A 24,949-nucleotide genomic window follows, 5' to 3' on the forward strand; every position below is an offset into this window, starting at 1 on the left:
ATTTTATCATAAATAAAAAAAAGAGTTCGATATAAAATATCGAGCTCTTTTAGAAAAAATTCTTTATTTATCAGTAATTGCAGCAATACCTGGTAAAGTTTTACCTTCCATGTATTCTAGTGAAGCTCCACCACCAGTTGAAACGTGTGATAATTTATCAGCAACGCCTAATTGGTTAACAGCAGCAGTTGAATCACCACCACCAACAACAGTAGTAGCATCTTTTAATTCACCTAAGAATTTACCAACAGCTAGAGTACCTTTAGCAAAGTTACTCATTTCAAATACACCCATAGGTCCATTCCAAACTACTGTTTTAGCATCTCTTAATACATCTTCGAATAGTTTGATACTCTTAGGACCAATATCTAAAGCCATTTGGCCATCAGGAATATTATCAGTAACAACTTCAGTAGGTGCATCATTCTTGAATTCAGGAGCAACTACTGAATCGATAGGTAGGACAATTTTGTCACCACCCTTTTGTAAGATTTCTTTAGCAGTATCAATCTTGTCTTTTTCAACAAGTGAGTTACCAATTGAGTAACCTTTGGCAGCATAGAATGTATAAGTCATTCCACCACCGATAATAATCTTATCAGCTTTACCTAGTAAGTTATCAATAACACCGATCTTATCAGAAACCTTTGCACCACCAAGAATAGCAACAAATGGACGTTTAGGATCGTTAACAGCACCACCAATAAACTTAATTTCTTTTTCAATTAAGAATCCAGCAGCTACTGGTTTATTATTAGCTTCCATTGCACGTGCAATACCAACATTTGAAGCATGTTCACGATGAGCAGTACCAAATGCATCATTTACGAAGCAATCACCTAATGAAGCCCAGTATTGGCCTAGCTTAGGATCATTTTTGGATTCACGTTTTACGTTTTCACCATCAACAACATCTTCATAACGAGTGTTTTGAACTAAAACAATATCGCCATCATTCATGTTGTTAACAGTATCTTCTAACTTTTTACCTTCTGTTTCAGGAACAAAAGTTACAGGTTTATTAATTAATTCAGATAACTTTTCAGCAACTGGACGTAATGATAATGCTTCTTTGTCATCTTCACTCTTAATACGACCTAAGTGAGAAAATAACACAGCTTTACCACCATGTTCAATTACATATTTGATTGTTGGAATAGCACCAACAATACGACTAGTATCACCAACAACGCCATCTTTAACAGGAACGTTGAAGTCGACACGCATTAAAACTTTTTTGCCATTTAAATCTAAATCAGAAACAACTGTCTTAGCCAATTTAGACTACCCCCTCAAAAAAATTGTTATTATAAATCACATATTAAATATAATTCATTTAGCTTCTTTTTTAAAGAATAATGAAAAATATTTTATAAAAAATGGAGGAGGCAAATGCCTCCTCCACCTTTTTTGCTATAAAAGCATTAATTTAATATTAAAGTTCAGCAAAGTGTAGTAAAGTACGAACCATGTTGCAAGTAAAGCCCCATTCGTTATCGTACCAAGCAACAGTCTTAACTAATTGAGTGTCACCATTTGCTGTGATTTCAGTTTGACCTGGATCAAATACTGAACCATGTGAATCATCAATAATATCAGTTGAAACAATTGGGTCTTCAGTGTAACCGAAGGCATCATTGTCTTTAGCATATTTCTTCATTGATTCATTGATTTCATCAGCAGTAACATTCTTGTCTAATACAGAAACTAATTCTGTTAATGAACCATCAACAACACCAACACGTTGTGCGTGACCTTGTAAATGACCATTTAATTCAGGAATTACTAAACCAATAGCTTTAGCAGCACCACTTGAATGAGGAATAGTGTTTACTGAAGCAGTACGGTTGTTTCTGAACTTCTTACCACGAGGGCCATCTAGGATAGCTTGAGTAGAAGTAAAGGCATGAATAGTTGTCATAGTACCGGCTTTAAGACCAAAGTCTTTGTTTAAGAAGTAAGCCATAGGTGCTAAACAACTTGTAGTACATGAACCAGCTGAAACAATCTTGTCATCTGAGTTCAATGTATCTAAGTTAACACCAGGAACAACAGTCTTAATTTGACCAGCAGGAGCTGAAATCAAGACACGTTTTGCACCAGCGTCTAAGTGAGCTTGTGATTTTTCTTCTGAAGTGTAGAAACCTGTACATTCTAGTACAAAGTCAACACCATCATTTTTAACCCATGGAAGGTCAGCGGCATTCTTTTCAGCGTAAACTGGAATTTCCTTACCGTCAACAACAATTCCTTTATCAGTTGATGAAACTTCACCAGGGAATTTACCATGTGTTGAATCATATTTTAATAAGTAAGCTAACATTGAAGGAGTTGTTAAATCATTGATAGCAGCAACTTCAATTTCATCTGAGTTTAGTTCGTTGATACGTTTGAAAGCCAAACGACCAATACGACCAAAACCGTTAATACCAATTTTTACAGTCATAACTGTTTTCCTCCTAGAGAAATAAATTTAAGTACTACGTACAGAGCTAATGTTACTACTTTTTCAAGTGATAGTCTATAAAACCGGCTAACTAATTTAAAATAATTTTCATTATTAATTTATAATAATTATTTGTAAATAAAATAGCATTAATCTCTACAAATTCAGTATATCAATCGTGTTTTTACTTTGCAAATCAATAGTTAAAATAGTTATCTTGAATTTTATAGCTTATTCATTTATAGTAATTTTATGCACTTGTAGTGTAATGGATAGCACGTAAGATTCCGGTTCTTAAGTTAAGGGTTCGATTCCCTTCAAGTGCATTATATTAAACAAATCGTTTGACCTTGATTGACCAATAATATAAAATTGGTTACAGCTTTTTAAAATGAAATTAATTATGGGGAGGAAACAATATGAATTTAGTCCCAACAGTCATTGAACAATCATCTAATGGTGAACGTGCATATGACATTTACTCAAGATTATTAAAAGATCGTATTATTATGTTATCAGGTCCTATCGAAGATAATATGGCAAATACAGTAATTGCCCAATTATTATTCCTTGATGCCCAAGACTCTGATAAAGATATCTACTTATATATAAATTCTCCTGGTGGTGTTGTAACTGCCGGAATGGCAATTTATGATACTATGAAATTTATTAAAGCAGATGTTCAAACCATTGTAATGGGTATGGCTGCATCAATGGCCAGTGTTTTAGCTTCTTCTGGTACTAAGGGTAAACGTTTTGCTTTACCACATTCAGAAGTATTAATTCACCAACCATCTGGTGGTGCTCAAGGTCAACAAACCGAAATTGAAATTGCTGCTGAATCAATTCTAAAGACTCGTCATATGATTAATGAAATTTTGGCTGAAAATTCTGGTCAATCAATTGAAAAAATTAATCATGACACTGAACGTGATCATTACTTAAGTGCTCAAGAATCAGTTGATTATGGTTTAATTGATGCAATTATGAAAAATAGTTCAGAAAAGAAATAAATAATATAATTATTGTTAATAAAAAAGCATCTGGAATTATTCCAGATGCTTTTTTATGTTTCAGCTGCTTCCTCTTCAGCCTCTTTCTTAATTCTATCAGCGAACTCATTTATTTTTCTTAAACGATGATTAATCCCTGATTTAGAAATACTGCCATCAGGTAAAGAATCACTTAATTCTTTTAAACTAACTTCTGGTTTTTGAATCCTAGTAACTGCCACATCATAAAGTTTTTTGGGTAATTGTTTCAAACCAACTGTATTAGCTATATATTGAATGCTTGTTAATTGTCTTGTGGATGCATTGGCAACCTTATTCATATTAGCATTTTCACAATTAACTAAACGATTAACCGAATTACGCATATCACGCATAATTCTTACATCTTCAAATTTTAACATTGCGTTAGTGGCACCAATTAATTGTAAGAAATTAGCAATTTTTTCGGCTTCCTTTAAATAAGTTATATAGCCACTTCTACGTTCAGTAGTTCTAGAATTAAGACCATAATTATTCATCATTTCAGAAATCATATCATTGTGTTCTTCATATAATGAATATATTTCTAAATGGTAACGAGAAGTTTCAGGATTGTTAACAGATCCACTAGCTAAAAAAGCTCCTCTTAAATATGATCTTACTTGAGAATCACTTTTTAAAAGTTCAGTTGGAACTGTTTCAACAATTTGATAATTATCGAATATTTTTAAATCATCAAGAATCTCCTTAACTTGATACATAATTCTTACTATATAAATGTTATTTTTATTTAACTTCATCTTCTTACGAACAACTAGTTTACTTTCCACATCGTAGAATTTCAAAATCAAACTATAAATTCTACGCGCAATTGCAGGATTTTCAGTTTGAATATTTAATAACACTCTATTTGAAGATAGAGAAATTGAACCATTCATTCGAATTAAGGCCATTAATTCGGCCTTAGCATTTTTCTTATGAACTTCTAAAGTGGTTAGCTCTTTTTTTACTTCACTTGCATATGACATTATTAATCACTCCAATCTTTATTGTTTATTAGTTTAATTAACGTATCAGATACTAATTTGCCATTATGAAAAGCACAATCATCAGATAACTTTAAAAAGTTATCTTGAATGACTTTGCAATGCTGTTTTTCAAGGCCAACTTTATCGTGGGTAACTTGTTTAGATATTTCATTCCATTTTATTTTATCAATATAGTTATTAGGAATTGATGCATTGTTTACTAAAACAACATCAATAAAATTACATCCCAAATGACGATTTAAAACTTTTACATGATCAGCATCGGTAAAGTGATCAGTTTCACCCTTTTGTGTCATGATATTACATATATAAACTACCTTAGATGGTGAATTAATAACTGCATGTCCCAAATTTTCAATCATTAAATTCGGTAAAATACTAGTAAATAAACTGCCAGGTCCTAACACAATTTGATCAGCATTCATAATCGCATCAATTACTTTTTGATTAGTTTTAGGCTGCTCATCACTACTAATATTTTCTACCCACACATGTTTAATATTTTTATCAGCATAAGTAATCTCATATTCACCAGCCATTTTAGTACCATCATCAAACTCAGCACATAATTGTAAATCTTGACTAGAGGCCGGATAAACATGTCCATTAACTTTCATCATCTTACTAATAATTTCAACTGCATTATCAACTCCATTTTTCATTTCTGTTAGAGCTGCAATAATTAAATTACCAATTGAATGGCCGGATAAAAATTCATCACCGTTATTAAAACGGTATTGAAATAAATCTAAGTCTAACTTAGGTAAGTCTGACAAAGAAACTAATACATTACGAATATCACCTGGAGGTACCACATCCATATAATTGCGAATTTTACCAGAAGAACCTCCATCATCGGCAACTGTCACAATAGCTGTAATATCAACATTTTTTTCTTTTAAACTTTTTAGTATAACTGGTAGTCCGGTTCCACCACCGATAACTACAATTTTAGGACGGTTATTTAAATCATTACTCATTAAATATTCCCGCCTTTCTTTAATAATTTATTCGTTCAATATAATAACTCATGATATTTTAACACACATACCCGGGTGTGTCATTTATAAATAAAATAAAAAAGAGTCCGAGACTCCTTTTTATTTTTTATTCATTTTAGTTCTTTTGGTATCACGTTTTAAAACAGGAGCTAAATATTGTCCAGTATAACTATCCTTTTGTTTAATAATTTCTTCAGGAGTTCCAGTAGCAATAATATTACCGCCACCTTCACCACCTTCTGGTCCTAAATCAATTATATTATCAGCAGTCTTAATAACATCCAAATTATGTTCAATAATTAAAACTGTATTACCTTGATCGACTAATTCATGTAGAACCACTAATAAACGCTTAATATCATCGGTGTGTAATCCAATAGTTGGTTCATCTAAAATATATAAGTTATTACCAGCTGATTTTTTGTATAATTCAGCAGCTAATTTCATTCGTTGTGCCTCACCACCAGATAAAGTTGTGGCTGATTGACCTAATTTAACATAACCTAAACCAACTTCATCAATGGTTTTAAGTTTTCTTGTAATTTTAGGCATTGCTTCAAAGAATGATAAAGCTTCTTTAACTGTCATATCCAAAACATCAGCAATATTTTTACCTTTATATTCCACTTCAAGCGTTTCATTATTATAACGTTTACCATGACAAACTTCACAAGGTACATAAACGTCAGGTAAGAAATTCATTTCAATTTTTAAAATTCCATCACCATGACAAGTTTCACAACGACCACCTTTAACATTAAAACTAAAACGGCCCTTTTGATATCCCCTTAATTTAGCTTCGTTAGTTTCCGCAAATAATTCACGGATATCATCAAAAACACCCGTATAAGTAGCAGGATTACTACGTGGTGTTCTACCAATTGGGCTTTGATCAATGTTAATTAACTTATCAATATTCTTATAACCTGAAATAGATTTATATTTACCAGGTTTTTCTGAATTATTGTTTAGTTTTTGCGCTAAGGCTCGTTTCAAAACACGATTAATTAAAGTTGATTTACCAGAACCAGAAACTCCAGTAACAACATTAAACTCACCTAATGGAATATCAACATCAACATTCTTTAAATTATTCTCTGCAGCACCCTTTACTTTAATGTGCTTTTTATTCCCTTTTCTACGTTTCAATGGTACTGGAATAAATTTCTTTCCAGATAAATATTGACCAGTCAAAGAATTATCATTGTTGGCAATTCCTTTTGGGGTTCCAACAGCCATTACTTTACCACCATTAGCACCAGCACCTGGCCCAATATCTACAATATAATCAGCAGCTTCCATCGTGTCTTCACCATGTTCAACTACCACTAAAGTATTACCTAAATCACGCATTGATTTCAATGAACTAATTAAACGATCATTGTCACGTTGATGCAATCCAATGGATGGTTCATCTAATACATATAAAACACCCGATAAGTTAGAACCAATCTGAGTAGCTAAGCGAATTCTTTGTGATTCACCACCAGACAAAGTTCCTGCATTTCTAGACAATGTTAGATAATCTAAACCAACATTTTTTAAGAAAGACAAACGATCAATAATTTCTTTTAAAATTGGTTTTGCAATTACGGTATCTTTTTCGCCAAATGTCAAAGATTTAAAGAATTCTAATTCTTTATTGATGTCTAGATTAGTAACTTCACTAATATTTTTGCCATTAATTTTAACGCTTAAAGCTTCACGATTTAAACGTAGGCCATGACAAGTTTGACATGTTAATTCTGTCATATATTTACGCATTTGTTCACGGGTGAAATCACTATTAGTACTATGATAGCGACGATCGATATTATTTAAGACCCCCTCAAATTGTGCATCAGTATCACGTACACCACCGAAATTACTATCAAAGTGAAAATGAAATTCTTTTCCTTTAGAGCCATTTAAAATAATATCACGTTGCTTCTTAGGTAATTTTTTGAAAGGCGTATCCATATCAATTTTAAAAGCATGGCAAGCTTGATCCAACAAGCTTGGATAAAACTTAGAACTAATTGGGTTCCATGGTTCAATTGCGCCTTCATTTAGAGTTTTATTCTGATCAGGAATAACTAGACTTTCGTCTACTTCTAATTTCATTCCTAATCCATCACAATCAGGACAGGCACCAATTGGAGAATTAAATGAAAATAAACGGGGTTCTAATTCGCTAATGGTAAAACCGCATAAAGGACATGCATAATGTTCTGAAAAAATAAGATTATCTCCATGTCCCATTAAATCAGCGACTGCATACCCACCACTTAATCTTAGCGCAGTTTCTAGAGAATCAGATAGTCTTGACTTAATGCCATCTTTTACAATAATTCGATCAATAACAATATCAATATTATGACGCTTATTTTTCTCTAACTCTACTCCATCGCCTAACTCATGGACTTCACCGTCAACACGATAACGAACAAAGCCTTCTCTTTGAATCTTTTCAAAAGTCTTTTTGTGTTGACCACGTTCTTCACGCACGACTGGTGAAAGAATTTGTAATTTAGTACGTTCTGGTAATGCCATAATTTCATCGATCATTTGATCAATGGATTGACGAGTAATCTTAGTTCCGTCGTTAGGACAAATAGGGGTTCCAACACGAGCCCATAGAAGTCTAAAATAATCATTAATTTCAGTAACGGTTCCTACCGTAGAACGAGGATTATGAGAAGTTGTTTTTTGATCAATCGCAATTGCTGGACTTAATCCCTCAATAGAATCCACATCTGGCTTATCCATTTGGCCTAAAAATTGTCTAGCATACGATGATAAACTTTCAACGTAACGACGTTGTCCTTCAGCATACAAAGTATCAAAAGCTAAAGAACTTTTACCAGATCCAGATAGTCCTGTCATTACCGTTAATTTATTTTTAGGAATTGAAACATTAATATTTTTTAAATTATGGGCACGAGCACCCTTAATAATAATTTTATCGTTTGGCAAGAAATCACTCCTTACTTATTTCATTTGACTCTTAAGTTCCATAACTGTATCACGAATAGAAGCAGCTTGTTCAAAATCTAATTTCGTTGCAGCATGTCGCATTTCTTTATTTAGAGTTTCAAGCATTGATTGTTGTTCTTTTTTAGTCATCTTTTGGAAATCAGATTCAACAAATGAATGACTTTCTTTTGGTTCATCATCATCGTTATTATCATATTTAATAAGATCACGAACTGGTTTCTTAATAGTATGTGGGGTAATCCCATGTTCTTTATTATATGCTTTTTGAATTTTTCTTCTTCTAGCAGTCTCATCCATTGCTTTTTGCATTGAATCAGTTACTGTATCGGCATACATAATAACAGCCCCATTTTCGTTCCTGGCTGCACGACCAATCGTTTGAATTAATGAACGTTCATTTCTTAGAAAACCTTCTTTGTCAGCATCCAAAATTGCAACTAAAGAAACTTCCGGAACATCAATACCTTCTCTTAAAAGATTAATTCCCACTAAAACATCATATTTACCTAATCTTAAGTCACGTATAATTTTAGTCCGTTCCAGAGTTTTAACATCTGAGTGCAAATATGCTACTTTGATTCCTAAATCTTTTAAATAATCTGTTAAATCTTCAGCCATTTTTTTAGTTAAGGTAGTAACAAATGTTCTTTCGTCTCGATCAATTCTTTTATTAATTTCACCAACTAAGTTATCCATTTGTCCCATGATTGGACGAACTTCAACTGTAGGATCTAAAAGACCAGTTGGACGAATAATTTGTTGCACAATATTCTTTTCATCAGTCATTTCTAGTTCACGAGGACCAGGCGTAGCTGACATGTAAACAGCTTGATTAATATGTTTCTTAAACTCAGGCATCTTCAAAGGACGATTATCTAAAGCACTAGGTAATCTAAATCCATACTTAATAAGTTGTTCTTTTCTAGCTTTATCACCCTTATACATACCACCAATTTGAGGCAAAGTTTGATGAGATTCATCAACAACTAATAAATAATCATCTGGAAAGAAATCAAGTAATGTATATGGTGGTTCACCTGGTTTACGATGATCCATATGCCTAGAATAATTTTCAATCCCATTGGTATATCCCATTTCTGCCATCATTTCAACATCATAAGTAGTTCGTTGTTTTAGGCGTTGGGCTTCAACAAGTTTACCTTCACTTTTGAATTTAGCAACTTGTTCATCCATTTCTTTTCTAATATTGGCTAAAGCACGATCCAAATTTTGATCATCGGTTAAAAAGTGAGTCGCAGGGAAAATAATAACGTTATTCTTTTTCCCTAAAAATTCACCTGTTAATGTATCAATTTCCCTAATGGAATCAATTTCATCACCAAAAAATTCAACTCTAAGTGCATGTTTATCACCTGAAGCTGGAAAAATATCTACCACATCACCATGAACTCTAAAGCGACCACGTTGAAAATCAATATCATTCCGATCAAATTGAATATCTACAAGCTGACGTAAAACATCATCACGTTCTATTTGTTGCCCTACATGTAAAGATACCGTATGTTTATAGTATTCTTCTGGACTCCCTAAACCAAAAATAGATGATACTGAAGCCACAATAATAACATCATTTCTAGTTAAGAGTGCATTAGTAGCAGCATGCCGTAACTTATCAATTTCGTCATTTACAGAAGAGTCTTTTTCAATATAAGTGTCACTTGAAGGTACATAAGCTTCCGGCTGATAATAATCATAATAACTAACAAAATATTCAACTGCATTATTAGGGAAAAATTCTTTGAATTCACCGTATAATTGGCCAGCTAAAGTTTTATTATGAGATAAAATTAATGTAGGTTTATTTACATTTTTGATAACATTTGAAATCGTAAATGTCTTACCAGTACCAGTAGCACCCAATAATATTTGCGATTTTTGGCCATTTTCAATACCATCGGTTAATTTTTTAATTGCCTCTGGTTGATCTCCAGTTGGCTTATATTTAGAAACTAAATCAAAATGGTTATTTTTTTCTCGTTTAATTTGCAATAAAAGCCCTCACTTTCTCATTAAAATAAGAGCTTAAATTATAAGCCCTTAAACATCCCTATAATTTTGTATATATTTTAACACACGAACATACATTCTAAAATTAATACGTATCCGCCAAGATAATAAAAAGGAATGCTATTTAAGCATTCCTTTTTATTAATTATTTTTCTAATGATGATACATATTCAAAAGCATTTTGACCAGCAATTCCACCGTCACCCACGGCAGTTGCAACTTGTCTTAATTCTTTTGAACGAACATCTCCAATTGCAAAAACTCCAGGTACTGAAGTTTCCATACGTTCATTGGTCTTAATCCAACCTTTATCATCAGTAATATTTAAATTATTGAATGGTTCGGTCATTGGATTATTTCCAACATAAATAAATACTCCATTAGTATCAACAACATCAGTTTCATTGGTCTGATTGTTCAATGTTTTAACCCCTGTAACCTTCATATTATCACCAATAATTTCAGTTACATTAGTATTCCAAATAAAATTAATTTTGTCGTTTGCAAATGCACGATCTTGAAGTACCTTTTGTGCTCTTAATTGATCACGACGATGGATAACAGTAACTTTTGAAGTTATACCAGCAAGGTATAAAGCTTCAGAAATTGCTGAATCACCACCACCAATTACGACAACTTCTCTGTTTTTAAAGAAAGCTCCATCACATACAGCACAGTAAGAAACACCTTTGCCACCGTATTCATCTTCACCTTCAACGCCTAATTTACGGTATTGAGAACCAGTTCCAATGATAACAGAGCCTGTTTCATAACTATCTTGATCGGTTTTAACAATCTTATTTTTACCCGATTGTTCAATTGATTCAACAGTCCCATATGCATATTTTGCACCAAAGTTAATTGAACCTTCATACATTTTTTTAGCTAAATCTGGACCTAAAATTGATTTAAAGCCAGGATAATTCTCAATTTCAGCAGTATTATTCATTTGGCCACCGTAAATGCCTCGATCAATCATCAAAACAGATAAATTTGCACGAGAAGCATATAATGCTGCAGTCATTCCACCAGGACCTGCACCAATTACGATTACATCATATTTTTCCATAATTTCAGCTCCTCTCTTTTTCAATAAGCACTACTTTACTAGCAAAAGAAAAATTTGTCTATTATTTTGCACACAAAGTAATATTAGTCTAATTTCTTAGCTAAATCCTTAATATATTGTTTCAATTGATCTGATACTTCTGGATGTTGCAAACCAAATTCAATATTAGTTTCTAACCAGCCGAATTTATTCCCGGTATCATAACGAGAACCTTTAAATTCATGAGCATAGACTTTACCATTTTTGTTCAAAGTATCAATAGCATCAGTTAATTGAATTTCATTACCCTTACCTGGTTTAGTATTTTCCAATATTTCAAATATTTCTGGAGTTAATAAATAACGACCGATGATTGCTAAATCACTAGGAGCATCTTCTGGATTAGGTTTTTCAACGAAGCTAGTAACATCATATAATCCATCTTGTACTTCCTTAGCGGGATTAATAACCCCATATTTAGAAGTATCTTCATGTGGAACCTTCATAACAGCTAAGGTGGAAGAATTAGTTTTTTCATAACTATCAATTAATTGCTTAGTTAATGGGGTCTTGTCTTGCATCAAATCGTCACCTAGCATAATAACGAATGGATCATCCCCAACAAAACTCTTGGCAGTATGAACCGCATCCCCTAAACCATTAGGGTGTTCTTGACGTTTAAAATAGATGTTTAAACCATTAGTTTTCTTAACAGCTTCCAACATTTTCATCTTATTTTTCTTTTCAAGATTTAATTCTAATTCAGTATTAGAATCAAAATGGTCTTCAATTGCACGTTTACCTTTTCCAATAATAATTAAAATATCAGTAATTCCAGAAGCAACTGCTTCTTCAACAATTAATTGAATGGCAGGTTTATCAACTACTGGAAGCATTTCCTTAGGCATTGCTTTAGTCTCTGGTAAGAATCTTGTTCCCAAACCTGCAGCTGGGATGATTGCTTTTCTAATTTTTTTCATAAAAAATTCTCCTTAAACCATATTTAGTCCAATTCTGCTCGACCTTCACGATGCATTAGATTATTAATTGCATCTTTAACAGTTAATTCATCGTTTATTACATGATAAATAGCTGATGTAATTGGCATATCAATACCACGTTGTTTTGCTAATTCATAGGCAGCTTTAGTGGTAGCAATTCCTTCAATTACCATTCCCATATGTTCAATAACTTCGTCTAATGATTTACCTTGTCCTAATTGATATCCAGCACGCCAGTTTCTAGAATCACTACTTGTTGCTGTAACTATTAGATCACCAACCCCAGACAACCCAGTAAATGTTAATGGATTGGCACCAAATGAAGTTCCTAATCGAGAAATTTCTGCTAAGCCACGAGTCATTAAAGCTGCTTTAGTATTATCACCATATCCTAAACTATAAAGTGCTCCCGCTCCTAATGCAATAATATTTTTCAAAGCTGCACCGATTTCAACACCTATAATATCATCATTAGTATAAACTCTAAAATATTCATTAATAAACAAAGACTGAACATGTTCAGCATCTTTAATGTTTTCTGAAGCAGTAGTAACCAAAGTAATATCATGTTTTGCTACCGATTCAGCTTGACTAGGACCGGATATTACAGCAATCGATTTACGATATTTAGGATCAATTTCTTCAGCAAGGACTTCAGACATACGTTTGTAGGTCTTTTGCTCAATTCCTTTACTACCATGAATAATATTTACTTTCATATTCAATTCTGCCAAAATATTATTTACTTTTTGAGCGATTGATCTAGTAACTTGAGCTGGTACCACAAATAAGATGTCGTCAACCCCATTAATAGCTTCCTTCATATCAGAATAAGCTACCAAATCCTTAGAATATGTAAAATTCTCAATGTATTTAGTATTAGTGTGTTTGTTATTTAATTCTTCAACTTGAGCTGGTTTGTAAGACCATAAGCGAACTTCGTTACCATTTTCAGATAAGATATTGGCTAACATGCTACCCCATGATCCTGCACCTAAAACTGCTACTTTTTCTACCATTATAAAATCTCCTTGTAATTATATTACTTATTAATTATTGACCTACCATCAAGATAATATGGTAAATCTGGATTTTTCTTTCTACGATAAATAATAATACCAATAGAACCGAAAAATAAAACAATTGATAATAATTGTGAAACTCTTATATCACCAAAGGCCATTAAGCTATCAGTACGCATTCCCTCAACAAAAAATCTTCCAAATGAATACCAAATTACATAACCTAAAAAGACTTCACCACGTTTAAAGAATTTATTAATATGCCTTAAATTCATTAGTAATATAAAACCAAATATATCCCAAATAGACTCATACAAAAAAGTTGGTTGACGATATGAACCTTGAATAAACATTTGATTAATTATAAATGATGGTAAATGTAAGTGTTGTAAGAAAGATAAACTTGTAATTTTACCAAAAGCTTCTTGGTTCATAAAGTTACCCCATCTACCAATTCCTTGTCCCATTATTACAGTTGGAGCAATAACATCTAGCATCAACCAAACCGGTATAAATTTACTACGGCAATAATAAAATACAACTAAGCCAGCACCAATTAAAGCTCCATAAATGGCAATTCCGCCATCCCAAACTTTAATTATTTCATCTAGATGTTGACTGTAGTATGGCCACTGAAATGCTACATAATAGATACGAGCGCAAATAATTGAAACAGGCAATGCCCATAAAATCATGTCATAAATATTATCTGCAATAATTCCACGTTTTGAACCTTCTTTAACAGAAAGATAAACCGCAATCATCACTGCACTGGCAATAAAAATTCCATACCAATGAACTTGAATCGATCCCAAATTAAATGCAATCGGATTTAAAGCTAACGAAATAAGATCTCCTCCATTCAATATTTAATTAACCATTAGATTTTGAATTTTCTTTAATTAAGCTATTTAGATTATCATTGAATACTTTAGTTGCATCGTATCCCATTGTTCTAGCTCTAAAGTTCATTGCAGCTGCTTCAACAATAATTGCTAAATTACGTCCAGTTTTAACTGGAATGTTAATTCTTTCAACATCAACATCAAAGATCCGTCTAGTTTCATTAGAATTCCCTAATCGATCATAATCTTTATTATCAGACCAGTTTTCTAAATGGACAATTAAATCAACTTTGGTTTTTGAACGTACAGCTCCTGCACCAAATAAATTCATTACGTCAATAATCCCAATTCCACGGATTTCCAATAAATGACGTAAAATACGTGGAGCTTGTCCAACTAATGTTTGTTCATCCTGTTGGTATACTTCCACTCGATCATCAGCTATTAATCGATGGCCACGTTTTACTAATTCCAAAGCGGTTTCACTTTTACCGACTCCTGAATCACCAGTCATCAGAACACCTAATCCATAAACATCAACTAAAACTCCATGCATAGATTTTCTTTCGGCTAAATTACTTTCTAAATAATTAGTCATATTACTTAAAACTCTAGAAGTTGTTAATTTTGATCCTAAAATAGGAATATGTTTATTTTTAGCAGCTCTAATTAATTCATCTGGCGGATCTAATTGAGTCGAGATCACAAAAGCTGGGGTTTCTGGGTGACACATTTCTTTCATAACTTCATAAAGATCAGCACTATTCATGCCTTTTGCATATGAGGTCTCAGTAATTCCAAGTAATTGAATTCTTTTAGCCGGATAATAATTAAAATATCCAGTTAACTCTAAACCAGGTCTTGAAATGTCACTAGTAGTAATAGGTCTATCTAAATACTCTTTACCATAAAAAATATCTAGATGTGTGTTTTCAACTAAGTCAGCAACACTAACATTATAAGTCATACGTTTACCTCCTATGTTATTATTATTTTACCATTTTAATTATTATCTTTTAATCTTAAAAGCACATTAAAAATAAAAAATAAGTAGATATTATTAAATACCTACTTATTTTAACATTATTCAGTTGATTGATTATTAGATAACACCGCATTACAAATTGACATTATTATAGATACTAGCATTGCCATCCCAAAAGAAGTAAATTGGAAATCACTGCCAACAATATATGAGGTTGCTTCTAACATAAATGCATTTAAGACAATACTAAACAATCCCAATGTCAAAATATTAATTGGTAATGAAAGAATAAACAATACCGGTTTTACCAAAGTATTCAAAATCGCCAATACAAAAGCAGCAATAATTGCCGTTGTTAAACTAGCGACATAAAAACTTCCTTGAAAGAAACCTGCAATAGCTATAAATAATAAGGTATTAACTAATAAACGACCCCAAAATCCCATTGTAAGTCTCCTTTATTTATGATCAAATTCTTGAACATCTTTTAAATTTTTTCTTTTATCGTTATTCTTAGTCGTTGATTGTTCTTTAGACTTGTATTGATTAAACATCCCATCAAAAGGACCAGTTGTTTGTTGAGTATTGGTCATTAAAACAAGCAAAATCAAGTATGCAAGTAATCCAATGCCATGAAAGAAAGCAAGAATAATAAAAATTATTCTTATAATTCTAGAATCAATTCCTAGATATTCTGAAACTCCACCGGCAACTCCAGTTAGCATTCTGTCTGTTTTTGATCTAGTTAATTTTTTCATTTTATTAACAACTCCTTTGAGTTAAACATTTAAACACTTTTTATGCTTAAATACAATCCTTTTAATAAAAATAATTTATTTAAACAAAACAACCCCTAATTCATTTGGTGAATCGTTATAAATAGCTGATTCAGTAATTTTAATTCGGTCATTTCTATTTATTAATTTTAATCGACAAAATGTAGGTGAAGATAAAATTGCCTCATAAAATTCATTTTCATTATGAACCGTTTTGTTATTAACTTCAACAATACGATCCCCAATTTCAACCCCCATTTTATCAGCTGGAGTAGATGGCCTAACACCAATTACACTAACGCCTTCAACTGCATCAGAAAACCATTTTTTGGATTTAAGGTCTTGTAATTTGATTCTAATTAAAATCAACAAATAAACAATAATAAGGATTCCGATTGAACATAAAGTAATAATTGGGAAGAAATAGCTGACAATTGTTAATATAAATCCAAAAATACCTAATTTAATGATTGAATTACCAATCTTTTTTGTAATCTTTAAAGGAACATTCTTGAATATTTTCATTTTTGCACTTAAAAGTACTGGTAATAAAAATAAACTAAACGATTGATGTCCTACCATGAAAGTAGGCCAAAATGAAATTGCTTTTTGCAATTGGTCACCAGGAATTAAAACGAGTAATGGAAAAACTGTCATTTCATTTAAAAGATATCCAGCTACACGGTTTCCACGTTTATTTTTCGATATTTCAGGGGTATTATAACGGCCAACAAAGTGTCTCCAAAATAAACCGGATATTAAAATGATTAAACTAATTAGAAATAATATGTTTTGATTGGCAGTCATTGATAAATCAATTGAAGAATCAAAGTTGTCATTAATATAATCAAATATACTAGGAATCATTGTAATTAAAGTTGTTATTCCAGCTATTATAATCGGAAATAATCTATAAGGAATCAACACAATATTTAATAATAGTAGTACTTCATACAAAATAATCCATGGAACAGAAATAAATGTACCAACTAAAATTGATAAAATAGATCCAAAAATACCGAAAAGTAAAAATCCTAGTAAAAAATGTTTTAATTCAAAATTATTTTGATAAATAGCAGTATTAAAAGAATTTCTTTCACGTGAAAGTCTTTTTTTATTGTTTAAAAGAACTTTAATTATGCCCAGCCAAAGAACTGGTTGAATAAAAATTATAGATAATGTTAATAAATAATCCATTTGCTTGTCTCCTAAGTTAATCTGGGTTCTGCTTGCTTAATTTCCATTGTAAATACGAATTAATAAATTTGTCTAATTTTCCATCCATAACATCTTGTACTTTAGCAGTTTCATAGCCTGTACGATGGTCTTTTACCATCGAATATGGATGAAAAACATAAGAACGAATTTGTGAACCCCATCCAATTTCTTTTTGTTCACCTTCTAGTTGAGCTTTTTGCTCAGCCTTCTTTTCTTCTTCTAATTCATATAACTTGGACTTTAACATATTCATTGCAGTTTCCCTATTTTGTAGCTGTGAACGTTGAGCTTGACTAGCAACTACAATCCCAGTAGGTTCATGGGTAATTCGAACCGCAGATGAAGTTTTGTTAACATGTTGACCACCAGCTCCACTGGCTCTAAAAACGTCTACCCTTAAATCAGCAGGATTAATATCAATGTTTACTGAATCATCTAATTCTGGCATTACATCAACTGAGGCAAATGATGTGTGACGACGACCTGCTGAGTCAAATGGAGAAATTCTAACCAATCGATGCACACCTTTTTCTGATTTCAAATATCCATATGCATTTTCACCAGAAATTAATAACGTCGCACTATCAATTCCAGCTACTTCACCAACCTGATAATTCAAAGTCTCTAATTTGAATTCATGTTGTTCAGCCCATCTGGTGTACATGCGAAGTAACATCATTCCCCAATCGTGAGATTCAGTTCCACCAGCACCTGGATGAATTTCTAAGATAGCATTATTGCCATCATATTTACCATTTAACAGCATGCCTAAGCGATAATTTTCTAAATGCTTTTTAGTCTTAGTTAAATTATTTTCAAATTCTTCCATTATTGAAGGGTCATTATCTTCTTCAAGTAATTCCAAGTTTATTTCTAAGTCATCACTTTCTTCAGCAATTACCTTAAAATTGTCATACTTTTTCTTAAGTTTATTGTTTTCTTCAATAAAGCTTTTAGCTTTATTAGGATCATCCCAAAAATTAGGATCTGCCATTTTAGACTCATTAATCTCAATATTTTCAGATAATGAATCTAAGTCAAAGCGACCCCCTAAAACCAGCAATGGCTTTTTTTATTTTGTTAATTTCATCTTTTGCATCTTTTAATTCCATAAATTATTTACTCCTTATGTAAAAAACGGCAATGGAACTATACAAGTCCATCCCCGTTTTTAAAATTATCTTTCAATGTTTTGTCTAATTTCAGCCTTCATAAATAGTCTAGTTGTATCATAGTTGATATCTGAAATCATTTCTTCAAACATTTGATAACCTTCACGTTGATATTCAACCAATGGATTCAATTGACCATAACCTCTTAAACCAACTGATTGTCTCAATTGATCCATTTCATCAATATGATCAGTCCAGTGTGAATCAACAACTCTTAAAATAACAACCTTTTCAAATTCAAGCATTTGATTAGGATCATATAATTGATCTTGTTTTTCTTTATATACTTGTTTAGCAAGATTCATTAGAGTGTCTTTAATTTCATCAGCAGATTTATTTTCTAAATCATCTAAACTGATGCGATCAGGACTTACTAAAGCACTAATAGCAAAATCTAAAATAGTATCTAAATCCCAATCTTTCTTATCTCCTTGAGTATGCAAGTTAACAATTCTATTAACGGTTCTTTGAATCATTGGCATTAATACCCATTTAAGAGATTTATTTTCTTCGATAATTTGATATCTTTCACCATAGATAACATTACGTTGTTGTCTCATAACATCATCATATTGAAGAACCTGTTTTCTAGAGTCATAATTATTACCTTCAACACGCTTTTGAGCTGATTCAACTTGTTTAGTAATTAATCTACTCTTAATAACAGCAGATTCGCCATCAACTTTCATATTTTCTAAGAAGCTCTTAATACGGTCAGAACCAAAACGACGCATTAAATCATCTTCTAATGAAAGATAGAATTGTGAAAGACCTGGGTCTCCTTGACGACCTGAACGACCACGTAATTGATTATCAATACGTCTTGATTCATGACGTTCAGTTCCAATAACTGCTAATCCACCTAGTTCAACAACACCCGGTCCAAGTTTAATATCAGTACCACGACCAGCCATGTTGGTAGCAATAGTAACTGCATTCTTTTGTCCAGCGTTGGAAATAATGTCAGCTTCTTTAGCATGATTCTTAGCATTTAAGACGTTATGTGGAATTCCTTCTTGAGTTAATCTATTATCTAGATATTCTGATGTTTCAACAGCAACGGTACCAATCAACATTGGTTGTCCCTTACTGTGTAATTCCTTGATTTTACTGATAACTGCATCGAATTTAGATTGAAGCGTTGGATATAGTAAATCAGGTTCATCAACTCTGGCTACAGGTTTATTGGTAGGGATTGAAATAACATCCATATTATAGATTTCTCTAAATTCATCAGCTTCTGTTTTAGCAGTACCAGTCATACCAGCTAACTTATGGTACATTCTGAATAAGTTTTGGTATGTGATATTAGCCATAGTTTTACTTTCTTCTTGAATGTCAACGCCTTCTTTGGCTTCAATTGCTTGATGTAACCCATCAGAAAAGCGACGACCTTCCATAATACGACCAGTAAATGAATCAACGATTAATACTTCACCATTAGAAACCACATAATCCTTATCTTTAAGCATAATGTAGTTAGCACGTAATGCTTCATCCAAATGATGAGTTAGAGCTGTATTATCAGTATCATATAAGTTCTTTAGGTTAAAGTACTTTTCAGCCTTTTCAATACCTTGATCTTTTAAAGCAACAGTTTTTGATTCCAAATCAATCTTAAAATCATCTTTGTCTTTTAAAGTTTTAGCAAAACGATCAGCTTGAATATACAATTCTTGTGAACCTTTAGCTTGACCAGAAATGATTAATGGGGTTCTAGCTTCATCAATTAAAATAGAGTCTACTTCATCGACAATAGCAAAGTTCAATGGACGTTGTACCATATCTTCTTTGTAAACAACCATATTATCACGTAAATAATCAAATCCGATTTCACTATTAGTAGAATAAGTAATATCGTCATTGTATGCTTCACGTTTTTCTTCAGCACTCATTTCAGTTAAGTTAACACCAACTGTTAAGCCTAACCAGTTATATAGTTCACCCATTTGTTCAGCATCACGCTTGGATAAGTATTCGTTAACTGTAATAACATGAACACCCTTACCAGCCAATGCATTTAAATATACAGGCATAGTAGCAGTTAATGTTTTACCTTCACCAGTTTTCATTTCAGAAATGCTTCCTTCATGAAGCACAATTCCACCCATAACTTGAACATGGAATGGAGTTAGACCTAAAACACGAGTAGCTCCTTCTCTTGCAACAGCGAATGCTTCAGGAAGAAGATCATCTAGCGTTTCACCATCTTGATAACGTTTTTTAAATTCTGGAGTTTTAGCTTTTAAATCTTCATCGCTTAATTTACGATATTCATCAGCATAATTATCAACTTTATCCGCTAACTTACTTAAACGTTTGATATCATGCTTATCGCTTTCAACCCATTTTTTTAAAATATTAGGCATTAATAAATTCCCTTTCGTTTTTAATTTTGTTTAATTTAATCCGATTTTAATTAATATATACTATATTATCTTAACATTTTATTACCACTTTTAAAAATAGTTTTATGTTTTATAACCTAAAAGTAACATAACAAATAAATCATCTTGCTAAGGTTAATCCTTGAACGTTTTTAGCCCCGTTATCAATCAATAATTTACCTGCATGTCGCATTGTAGTTCCTGTAGTATAAATATCATCAACTATAATAATATTTCTATTAAAAATATTATTTTTCATTGAATGCTTTAACTTAAAAGGTTGCTTTGTACTAATTCTGTCTTTACGATTTAAATGCGATTGTGTTTGCTTATCTTCATTAACCAATAAAGCATTTAAATATTCAACATTTTCTAAGAATCCTTCTACTTGATTAAAACCTCTTTGATTAAATGTTTTATCACTAACAGGAACTGGGATAATTATCATATCAGAATTTAAATATTGTTCAAAATATTTACAAAACATTTTTCTTAATCGATAATCACCATTAAATTTATATTTTTGCATATAATCTTTCATTACATCATTGTATTGAAAAAAAGAATGGTTAATTAAAGAATCTCCTATTTTTTGCCATCTTAAACAATCAGAACATTTATTGGAATTAAACGTTCCACTTCTTCCACACATATGACAACATAAATCATTATTAATGGCTTTAAATAAATGCAAACATTCATTACATAAAGATTGTTCTTGATAGCTTTTAAAACTAAGAATGAAAGATAATGTTAATTCATTGTTTATAGATTTGTTACACCACAAGCACTTATTTTTCATAATAACTTCTGTCCTAGTTTATTCATATATTTGATTTGTTTAACTGCCTTTTTTATAGTTTTTGTATAATAGTTTATTAAAAATGTAACTTCACCAAAAGGACGATCCTTTTTTCTCCCTACTCTTCCTGCAATTTGAACTAAAGCAGAAGTTGAAAAAATATTATCTTCAGCACCCAAAACAATTACATCAATTCCAGGAAAGGTAACCCCTCGCTCTAAAATCGTGGTAGTAATCAAAAATAATACTTTTTCATCACGCATCTTTTGCACTTTTTCTATTCGTTTATCATCAGTTGAATGGACAGTTTCCCATAGTTGAGGATTAAATTTCATTTTTAGCAAATCAGACAAAGGCTTTAAATCCTTAACTCGTGGCACAAATAATAAAAATCTCTGGTTACTGTTTATTTTATTATTAATTAAACTTAAAAGTTTAAACGGTAGTTTTTGTTTATTAATCCTTAAACGCCAATTTCCTATTAATTTATTATTAATTTCGGGTAATAGATGTTGGTGAAAACGTAATGGTAAATAACTAATATTTAGTTCATTATATTTAACTAATTTGATTAAATCTTCGGATGGAGTCGCAGTTAGATATAATAAACTAGAATTAATTTTACATGCATTTTGAGCTGCAAAATGTAACCCTGCATCTGATACATATGGAAATGAATCCACTTCATCAATAATTAGCACATCAAAAGCACGATAGAATCTCAATAATTGATGGGTTGTACATACCGTAATTTGAGTATATCGGTATTCTTCATCTTGACGTCCATGTAATAAAATCATATCAGTATTTTTAAAAGCAGCCTTAATTCTCGGAAATAACTCGTTACAAACATCAACTCTTGGTGAAGCGATACAAATACGTTTATTTTGTTTAATCGCTTCTTCAATCCCTTTAAATAACATTTCAGTTTTTCCAGCACCAGTGACTGCCCATAATAAGTGTTTCTTGTTTTGGTTAAAAACTTCAATAATATCTCTAGAACAGTCTTTTTGTAAATTGGTTAATTGACCTTCCCATGTTAATATCGGATTTGATTTTTTAAAATTATTAGGTTCATCTAGATAACATAATCGTTTTTTGAAAGTTACTCTACCTAGATTTATACAAATTGGACAATAATAATTATCATTGGGTAATTCAGCATTTATTTTATTGCTATCTTGTCCACATCGTTTACAATGAATATGGTTATTATGTACTTCAATTGGAAAATATCTTTTTATTAAACTAGATTTCAATAATTTAGAATCAATCACTGTTTCATCAATTTGTCTTCCATATAATTCCACTAAATTTTTAATCATACTTAATAAATACGCAAAAATAAAAAAATTAATATAAGAGGTTCTTTAAAAATGCAAAAAAATTATTTAACAATAAAAACAAAAGGATCAAATGAAATTGATATAAAAAATCAAGATTTATTTGCAATATTGCAAGAGTTCAAAATGAAGAAGAAGCAAATAATTTTATTGAAAGCATCAAGTTAGAAAATAAAAAAGCCACCCATAATTGCTATGCATACGTAATTGGGCAGGATGATCATATTCAACGTGCTAGTGATAATGGAGAACCATCTGGTACAGCTGGAGTCCCTATTTTAGATGCAATTAAAATGATTGGTATTCATAATACAGTTGCCGTTGTTACAAGATATTTTGGTGGAATTAAACTAGGTGCGGGTGGATTGATTCGCGCTTATAGTAATGCAACCACTAAGGCAATTGAAAGCGTCGGAGTAATTGAAAAAGTTTTACAAACTGAAATTACAATTAATGTAGATTATAAATTATTTGATCAATTGCAATATCATTTAAATGAAAATGATATTAATATTATTGATACTCAATATACTGATAAAGTTTCAGTCATTGTAGCTATCGATAATCATTATATTGAAGCTTTTAAACAAGATATCGTTAATTTATTAAATAATCGCGTTAGTATGGTTGACGGTGATGAAAAATATTTTGAAGTAGATTTTGATCCATATAAAGATAATAAAAAAGATTGATTCTTAAACAGAATCAATCTTTTTTAGTGATTACTTTTACTAGTATTTTCTTTTACAATTTTCTTAATTGCGTTTAACAATGGTTGCCTACCTTTACCAGCTAAATCAATAGATTCCACAAATAATTCAAGTCCTAATAGTGTAGCAATTGTAAGTAGAATAGAACCCCACATTGTTGAAATTGGATATAGTAATGAAATAAATGAAAAGATTAAAGCAATTCCATAAATAACTAAAACCGTTTGACGATGAGTTAAACCAATTTGCATTAAACGATGGTGTAAATGCTTTTTATCAGCATGTGAAATAGCTTGTTTATTTAATAACCTTCTTAAAATAGCATAAATGGTATCAGTAATTGGCACCCCTAAAATAATAACTGGGATGATTACGGTAATAAAGGTAGCATTTTTCAAACCATTTAAAGAGAATATAGAAATCATAAAGCCAATAAATAATGATCCCGTATCTCCCAAATAAATTCTTGCAGGAAAAAAGTTATATGGTAAAAAGCCTAAACAAGATGCAACTAGTGCAAATATCATAATAGATACATATGTATTACCTACATTTAAGAAAAACATCCCTGTAATTCCCATGGTAGTTAGTGCAATTGCCGATACTCCAGTGGCTAATCCATCAAGCCCATCAATTAAATTAACAGCATTCGTAATGGCTAAAATCCAAATCCAAGTAATTGGTAAACTAAACCAACCTAGACCAAAAGTTCCGATAAATGGTAATGTTACTGTGTTCATCTGAACGCTACCTAAAAAGAAAACCACTATGGATGCTAAACTTATGCCCAAAACTTTTTGACGAGGTTTAAGGACCCATATATCATCGATAACACCAGTTAATATTATTATCGCTTCACCAGCAAGCATTCCATATAGCTGATGTGTGGGCATCTGTTTTCTTAACAAAATAGTTGTCGAAAATGTATACGATGCAAAGATTGCTAAACCACCCAAAGTGGGCATAGGAATTTTATTCATCCTTCGTTTATTTGGATCATCAAGAGCTCCCCATCTAAAAGCTAATTTCCTAATAAATGGAGTTAGAACAGCTGAAATTATTAAAGTCGCAAATAAGCAAACGATTATTTCAAGTTTTAACATTAATCGTTTTCCTTTCAATTAAATTTATATTAACTAAATTATACA

Annotated in this window: 20 protein-coding genes, 1 tRNA gene and 1 pseudogene; 3 read left to right on the forward strand and 19 right to left on the reverse strand. The window is 31.6% G+C overall.

The window, feature by feature from the left end; all coding sequences use genetic code 11:
- Nucleotides 1-63 precede the first annotated feature (63 nt).
- Together C7N41_RS06720 and gap are read right to left on the reverse strand one after the other, a co-directional pair.
- Nucleotides 64-1,278 (reverse strand): phosphoglycerate kinase, encoded by a 1,215-nt coding sequence (locus C7N41_RS06720; RefSeq protein WP_105964922.1) that lies wholly within the window; start codon nucleotides 1,276-1,278, stop codon nucleotides 64-66.
- A 157-nt stretch (nucleotides 1,279-1,435) separates the two neighbouring features.
- Entirely contained in the window at nucleotides 1,436-2,446 is a 1,011-nt protein-coding gene (gap, locus tag C7N41_RS06725; RefSeq protein WP_105964923.1) for a type I glyceraldehyde-3-phosphate dehydrogenase, read from the reverse strand.
- A 254-nt stretch (nucleotides 2,447-2,700) separates the two neighbouring features.
- Here gap and C7N41_RS06730 point away from each other — a divergent pair.
- Together C7N41_RS06730 and clpP are read left to right on the forward strand one after the other, a co-directional pair.
- A tRNA-Arg gene (locus C7N41_RS06730) sits at nucleotides 2,701-2,772 on the forward strand.
- Nucleotides 2,773-2,865: 93 nt separating this feature from the next.
- Nucleotides 2,866-3,459 (forward strand): ATP-dependent Clp endopeptidase proteolytic subunit ClpP, encoded by a 594-nt coding sequence (clpP, locus tag C7N41_RS06735; RefSeq protein WP_105964924.1) that lies wholly within the window; start codon nucleotides 2,866-2,868, stop codon nucleotides 3,457-3,459.
- 53 nt (nucleotides 3,460-3,512) lie between these two features.
- On the opposite strand, the gene whiA is transcribed toward clpP, so the two are convergent.
- The 16 genes from whiA to C7N41_RS06815 all read right to left on the reverse strand — a co-directional run bounded on the left by whiA (nucleotide 3,513) and on the right by C7N41_RS06815 (nucleotide 23,073).
- A complete protein-coding gene (whiA, locus tag C7N41_RS06740; RefSeq protein ID WP_105964925.1) occupies nucleotides 3,513-4,466 on the reverse strand; it encodes a DNA-binding protein WhiA in 954 nt (317 codons plus the stop codon).
- Nucleotides 4,467-4,468: 2 nt separating this feature from the next.
- Nucleotides 4,469-5,467: a gluconeogenesis factor YvcK family protein gene (locus C7N41_RS06745; protein WP_105964926.1), complete on the reverse strand. Its 999-nt coding sequence runs from the start codon at nucleotides 5,465-5,467 to the stop codon at nucleotides 4,469-4,471.
- Between the two features lie 120 nt (nucleotides 5,468-5,587).
- On the reverse strand, nucleotides 5,588-8,443 hold the full coding sequence (gene uvrA / locus C7N41_RS06750; RefSeq protein WP_105964927.1) for an excinuclease ABC subunit UvrA: 2,856 nt from the start codon (nucleotides 8,441-8,443) through the stop codon (nucleotides 5,588-5,590).
- Nucleotides 8,444-8,458: 15 nt separating this feature from the next.
- Nucleotides 8,459-10,468 (reverse strand): excinuclease ABC subunit UvrB, encoded by a 2,010-nt coding sequence (gene uvrB / locus C7N41_RS06755; RefSeq protein WP_105964996.1) that lies wholly within the window; start codon nucleotides 10,466-10,468, stop codon nucleotides 8,459-8,461.
- A 169-nt stretch (nucleotides 10,469-10,637) separates the two neighbouring features.
- Nucleotides 10,638-11,564 (reverse strand): thioredoxin-disulfide reductase, encoded by a 927-nt coding sequence (gene trxB / locus C7N41_RS06760; RefSeq protein WP_167390238.1) that lies wholly within the window; start codon nucleotides 11,562-11,564, stop codon nucleotides 10,638-10,640.
- Between the two features lie 80 nt (nucleotides 11,565-11,644).
- Nucleotides 11,645-12,520, reverse strand: a complete 876-nt coding sequence (galU, locus tag C7N41_RS06765) for a UTP--glucose-1-phosphate uridylyltransferase GalU (protein WP_105964929.1) — start codon at nucleotides 12,518-12,520, stop codon at nucleotides 11,645-11,647.
- 23 nt (nucleotides 12,521-12,543) lie between these two features.
- The gene (locus tag C7N41_RS06770; protein WP_105964930.1) at nucleotides 12,544-13,560 is read right to left on the reverse strand and encodes an NAD(P)H-dependent glycerol-3-phosphate dehydrogenase; all 1,017 of its coding nucleotides are present in this window, start codon (nucleotides 13,558-13,560) and stop codon (nucleotides 12,544-12,546) included.
- Nucleotides 13,561-13,583: 23 nt separating this feature from the next.
- Nucleotides 13,584-14,429, reverse strand: coding sequence for a prolipoprotein diacylglyceryl transferase (gene lgt, locus C7N41_RS06775; RefSeq protein ID WP_105964931.1), 846 nt, complete (start codon nucleotides 14,427-14,429; stop codon nucleotides 13,584-13,586).
- A 7-nt stretch (nucleotides 14,430-14,436) separates the two neighbouring features.
- Entirely contained in the window at nucleotides 14,437-15,375 is a 939-nt protein-coding gene (hprK, locus tag C7N41_RS06780) for an HPr(Ser) kinase/phosphatase (protein ID WP_105964932.1), read from the reverse strand.
- A 116-nt stretch (nucleotides 15,376-15,491) separates the two neighbouring features.
- Nucleotides 15,492-15,839 carry a phage holin family protein gene (locus tag C7N41_RS06785; RefSeq protein WP_105964933.1) on the reverse strand — a complete coding sequence of 116 codons (348 nt, stop codon included), beginning with the start codon at nucleotides 15,837-15,839 and terminating at the stop codon, nucleotides 15,492-15,494.
- A gap of 12 nt (nucleotides 15,840-15,851) precedes the next feature.
- Nucleotides 15,852-16,151 (reverse strand): PspC domain-containing protein, encoded by a 300-nt coding sequence (locus C7N41_RS06790; protein ID WP_105964934.1) that lies wholly within the window; start codon nucleotides 16,149-16,151, stop codon nucleotides 15,852-15,854.
- A 75-nt stretch (nucleotides 16,152-16,226) separates the two neighbouring features.
- Nucleotides 16,227-17,366: a PDZ domain-containing protein gene (locus C7N41_RS06795; RefSeq protein ID WP_105964935.1), complete on the reverse strand. Its 1,140-nt coding sequence runs from the start codon at nucleotides 17,364-17,366 to the stop codon at nucleotides 16,227-16,229.
- 16 nt (nucleotides 17,367-17,382) lie between these two features.
- Nucleotides 17,383-18,499 (reverse strand): peptide chain release factor 2 gene (gene prfB / locus C7N41_RS06800; RefSeq protein WP_105964936.1). Its coding sequence is split into 2 segments (ribosomal slippage): nucleotides 17,383-18,426 and nucleotides 18,428-18,499, totalling 1,116 coding nucleotides; the frame shifts between segments, so codons are not numbered across the junction.
- Nucleotides 18,500-18,564: 65 nt separating this feature from the next.
- The gene (secA, locus tag C7N41_RS06805; RefSeq protein ID WP_105964937.1) at nucleotides 18,565-20,928 is read right to left on the reverse strand and encodes a preprotein translocase subunit SecA; all 2,364 of its coding nucleotides are present in this window, start codon (nucleotides 20,926-20,928) and stop codon (nucleotides 18,565-18,567) included.
- Nucleotides 20,929-21,067: 139 nt separating this feature from the next.
- Complete coding sequence (locus tag C7N41_RS06810; RefSeq protein WP_105964938.1) at nucleotides 21,068-21,748, reverse strand: ComF family protein; 681 nt, start codon at nucleotides 21,746-21,748, stop codon at nucleotides 21,068-21,070.
- Nucleotides 21,745-23,073, reverse strand: a complete 1,329-nt coding sequence (locus tag C7N41_RS06815) for a DEAD/DEAH box helicase (RefSeq protein WP_105964939.1) — start codon at nucleotides 23,071-23,073, stop codon at nucleotides 21,745-21,747. The genes C7N41_RS06810 and C7N41_RS06815 overlap by 4 nt, the downstream gene beginning before the upstream one ends.
- A 51-nt stretch (nucleotides 23,074-23,124) precedes the next feature.
- Here C7N41_RS06815 and C7N41_RS06820 point away from each other — a divergent pair.
- A pseudogene (locus C7N41_RS06820) lies at nucleotides 23,125-23,783 on the forward strand (YigZ family protein).
- A 23-nt stretch (nucleotides 23,784-23,806) separates the two neighbouring features.
- On the opposite strand, the gene C7N41_RS06825 reads toward C7N41_RS06820, so the two are convergent.
- Nucleotides 23,807-24,904 (reverse strand): glycosyltransferase family 4 protein, encoded by a 1,098-nt coding sequence (locus C7N41_RS06825; RefSeq protein ID WP_105964940.1) that lies wholly within the window; start codon nucleotides 24,902-24,904, stop codon nucleotides 23,807-23,809.
- Nucleotides 24,905-24,949: the final 45 nt, after the last annotated feature.

It is taken from the genome of Apilactobacillus micheneri (assembly GCF_002993975.1).
Classification (GTDB): domain Bacteria; phylum Bacillota; class Bacilli; order Lactobacillales; family Lactobacillaceae; genus Apilactobacillus; species Apilactobacillus micheneri.

Coding starts and splice junctions, on each gene's coding strand:
- gap (WP_105964923.1), bottom strand. CDS start 2,446: ATGACTGTAAAAATTGGTATTAACGGTTTTGGTCGTATTGGTCGTTTG.
- clpP (WP_105964924.1), top strand. CDS start 2,866: ATGAATTTAGTCCCAACAGTCATTGAACAATCATCTAATGGTGAACGT.
- whiA (WP_105964925.1), bottom strand. CDS start 4,466: ATGTCATATGCAAGTGAAGTAAAAAAAGAGCTAACCACTTTAGAAGTT.
- C7N41_RS06745 (WP_105964926.1), bottom strand. CDS start 5,467: ATGAGTAATGATTTAAATAACCGTCCTAAAATTGTAGTTATCGGTGGT.
- galU (WP_105964929.1), bottom strand. CDS start 12,520: ATGAAAAAAATTAGAAAAGCAATCATCCCAGCTGCAGGTTTGGGAACA.
- C7N41_RS06770 (WP_105964930.1), bottom strand. CDS start 13,560: ATGGTAGAAAAAGTAGCAGTTTTAGGTGCAGGATCATGGGGTAGCATG.
- hprK (WP_105964932.1), bottom strand. CDS start 15,375: ATGACTTATAATGTTAGTGTTGCTGACTTAGTTGAAAACACACATCTA.
- C7N41_RS06785 (WP_105964933.1), bottom strand. CDS start 15,839: ATGGGATTTTGGGGTCGTTTATTAGTTAATACCTTATTATTTATAGCT.
- C7N41_RS06790 (WP_105964934.1), bottom strand. CDS start 16,151: ATGAAAAAATTAACTAGATCAAAAACAGACAGAATGCTAACTGGAGTT.
- C7N41_RS06795 (WP_105964935.1), bottom strand. CDS start 17,366: ATGGATTATTTATTAACATTATCTATAATTTTTATTCAACCAGTTCTT.
- secA (WP_105964937.1), bottom strand. CDS start 20,928: ATGCCTAATATTTTAAAAAAATGGGTTGAAAGCGATAAGCATGATATC.
- C7N41_RS06810 (WP_105964938.1), bottom strand. CDS start 21,748: ATGAAAAATAAGTGCTTGTGGTGTAACAAATCTATAAACAATGAATTA.
- C7N41_RS06815 (WP_105964939.1), bottom strand. CDS start 23,073: ATGATTAAAAATTTAGTGGAATTATATGGAAGACAAATTGATGAAACA.
- C7N41_RS06825 (WP_105964940.1), bottom strand. CDS start 24,904: ATGTTAAAACTTGAAATAATCGTTTGCTTATTTGCGACTTTAATAATT.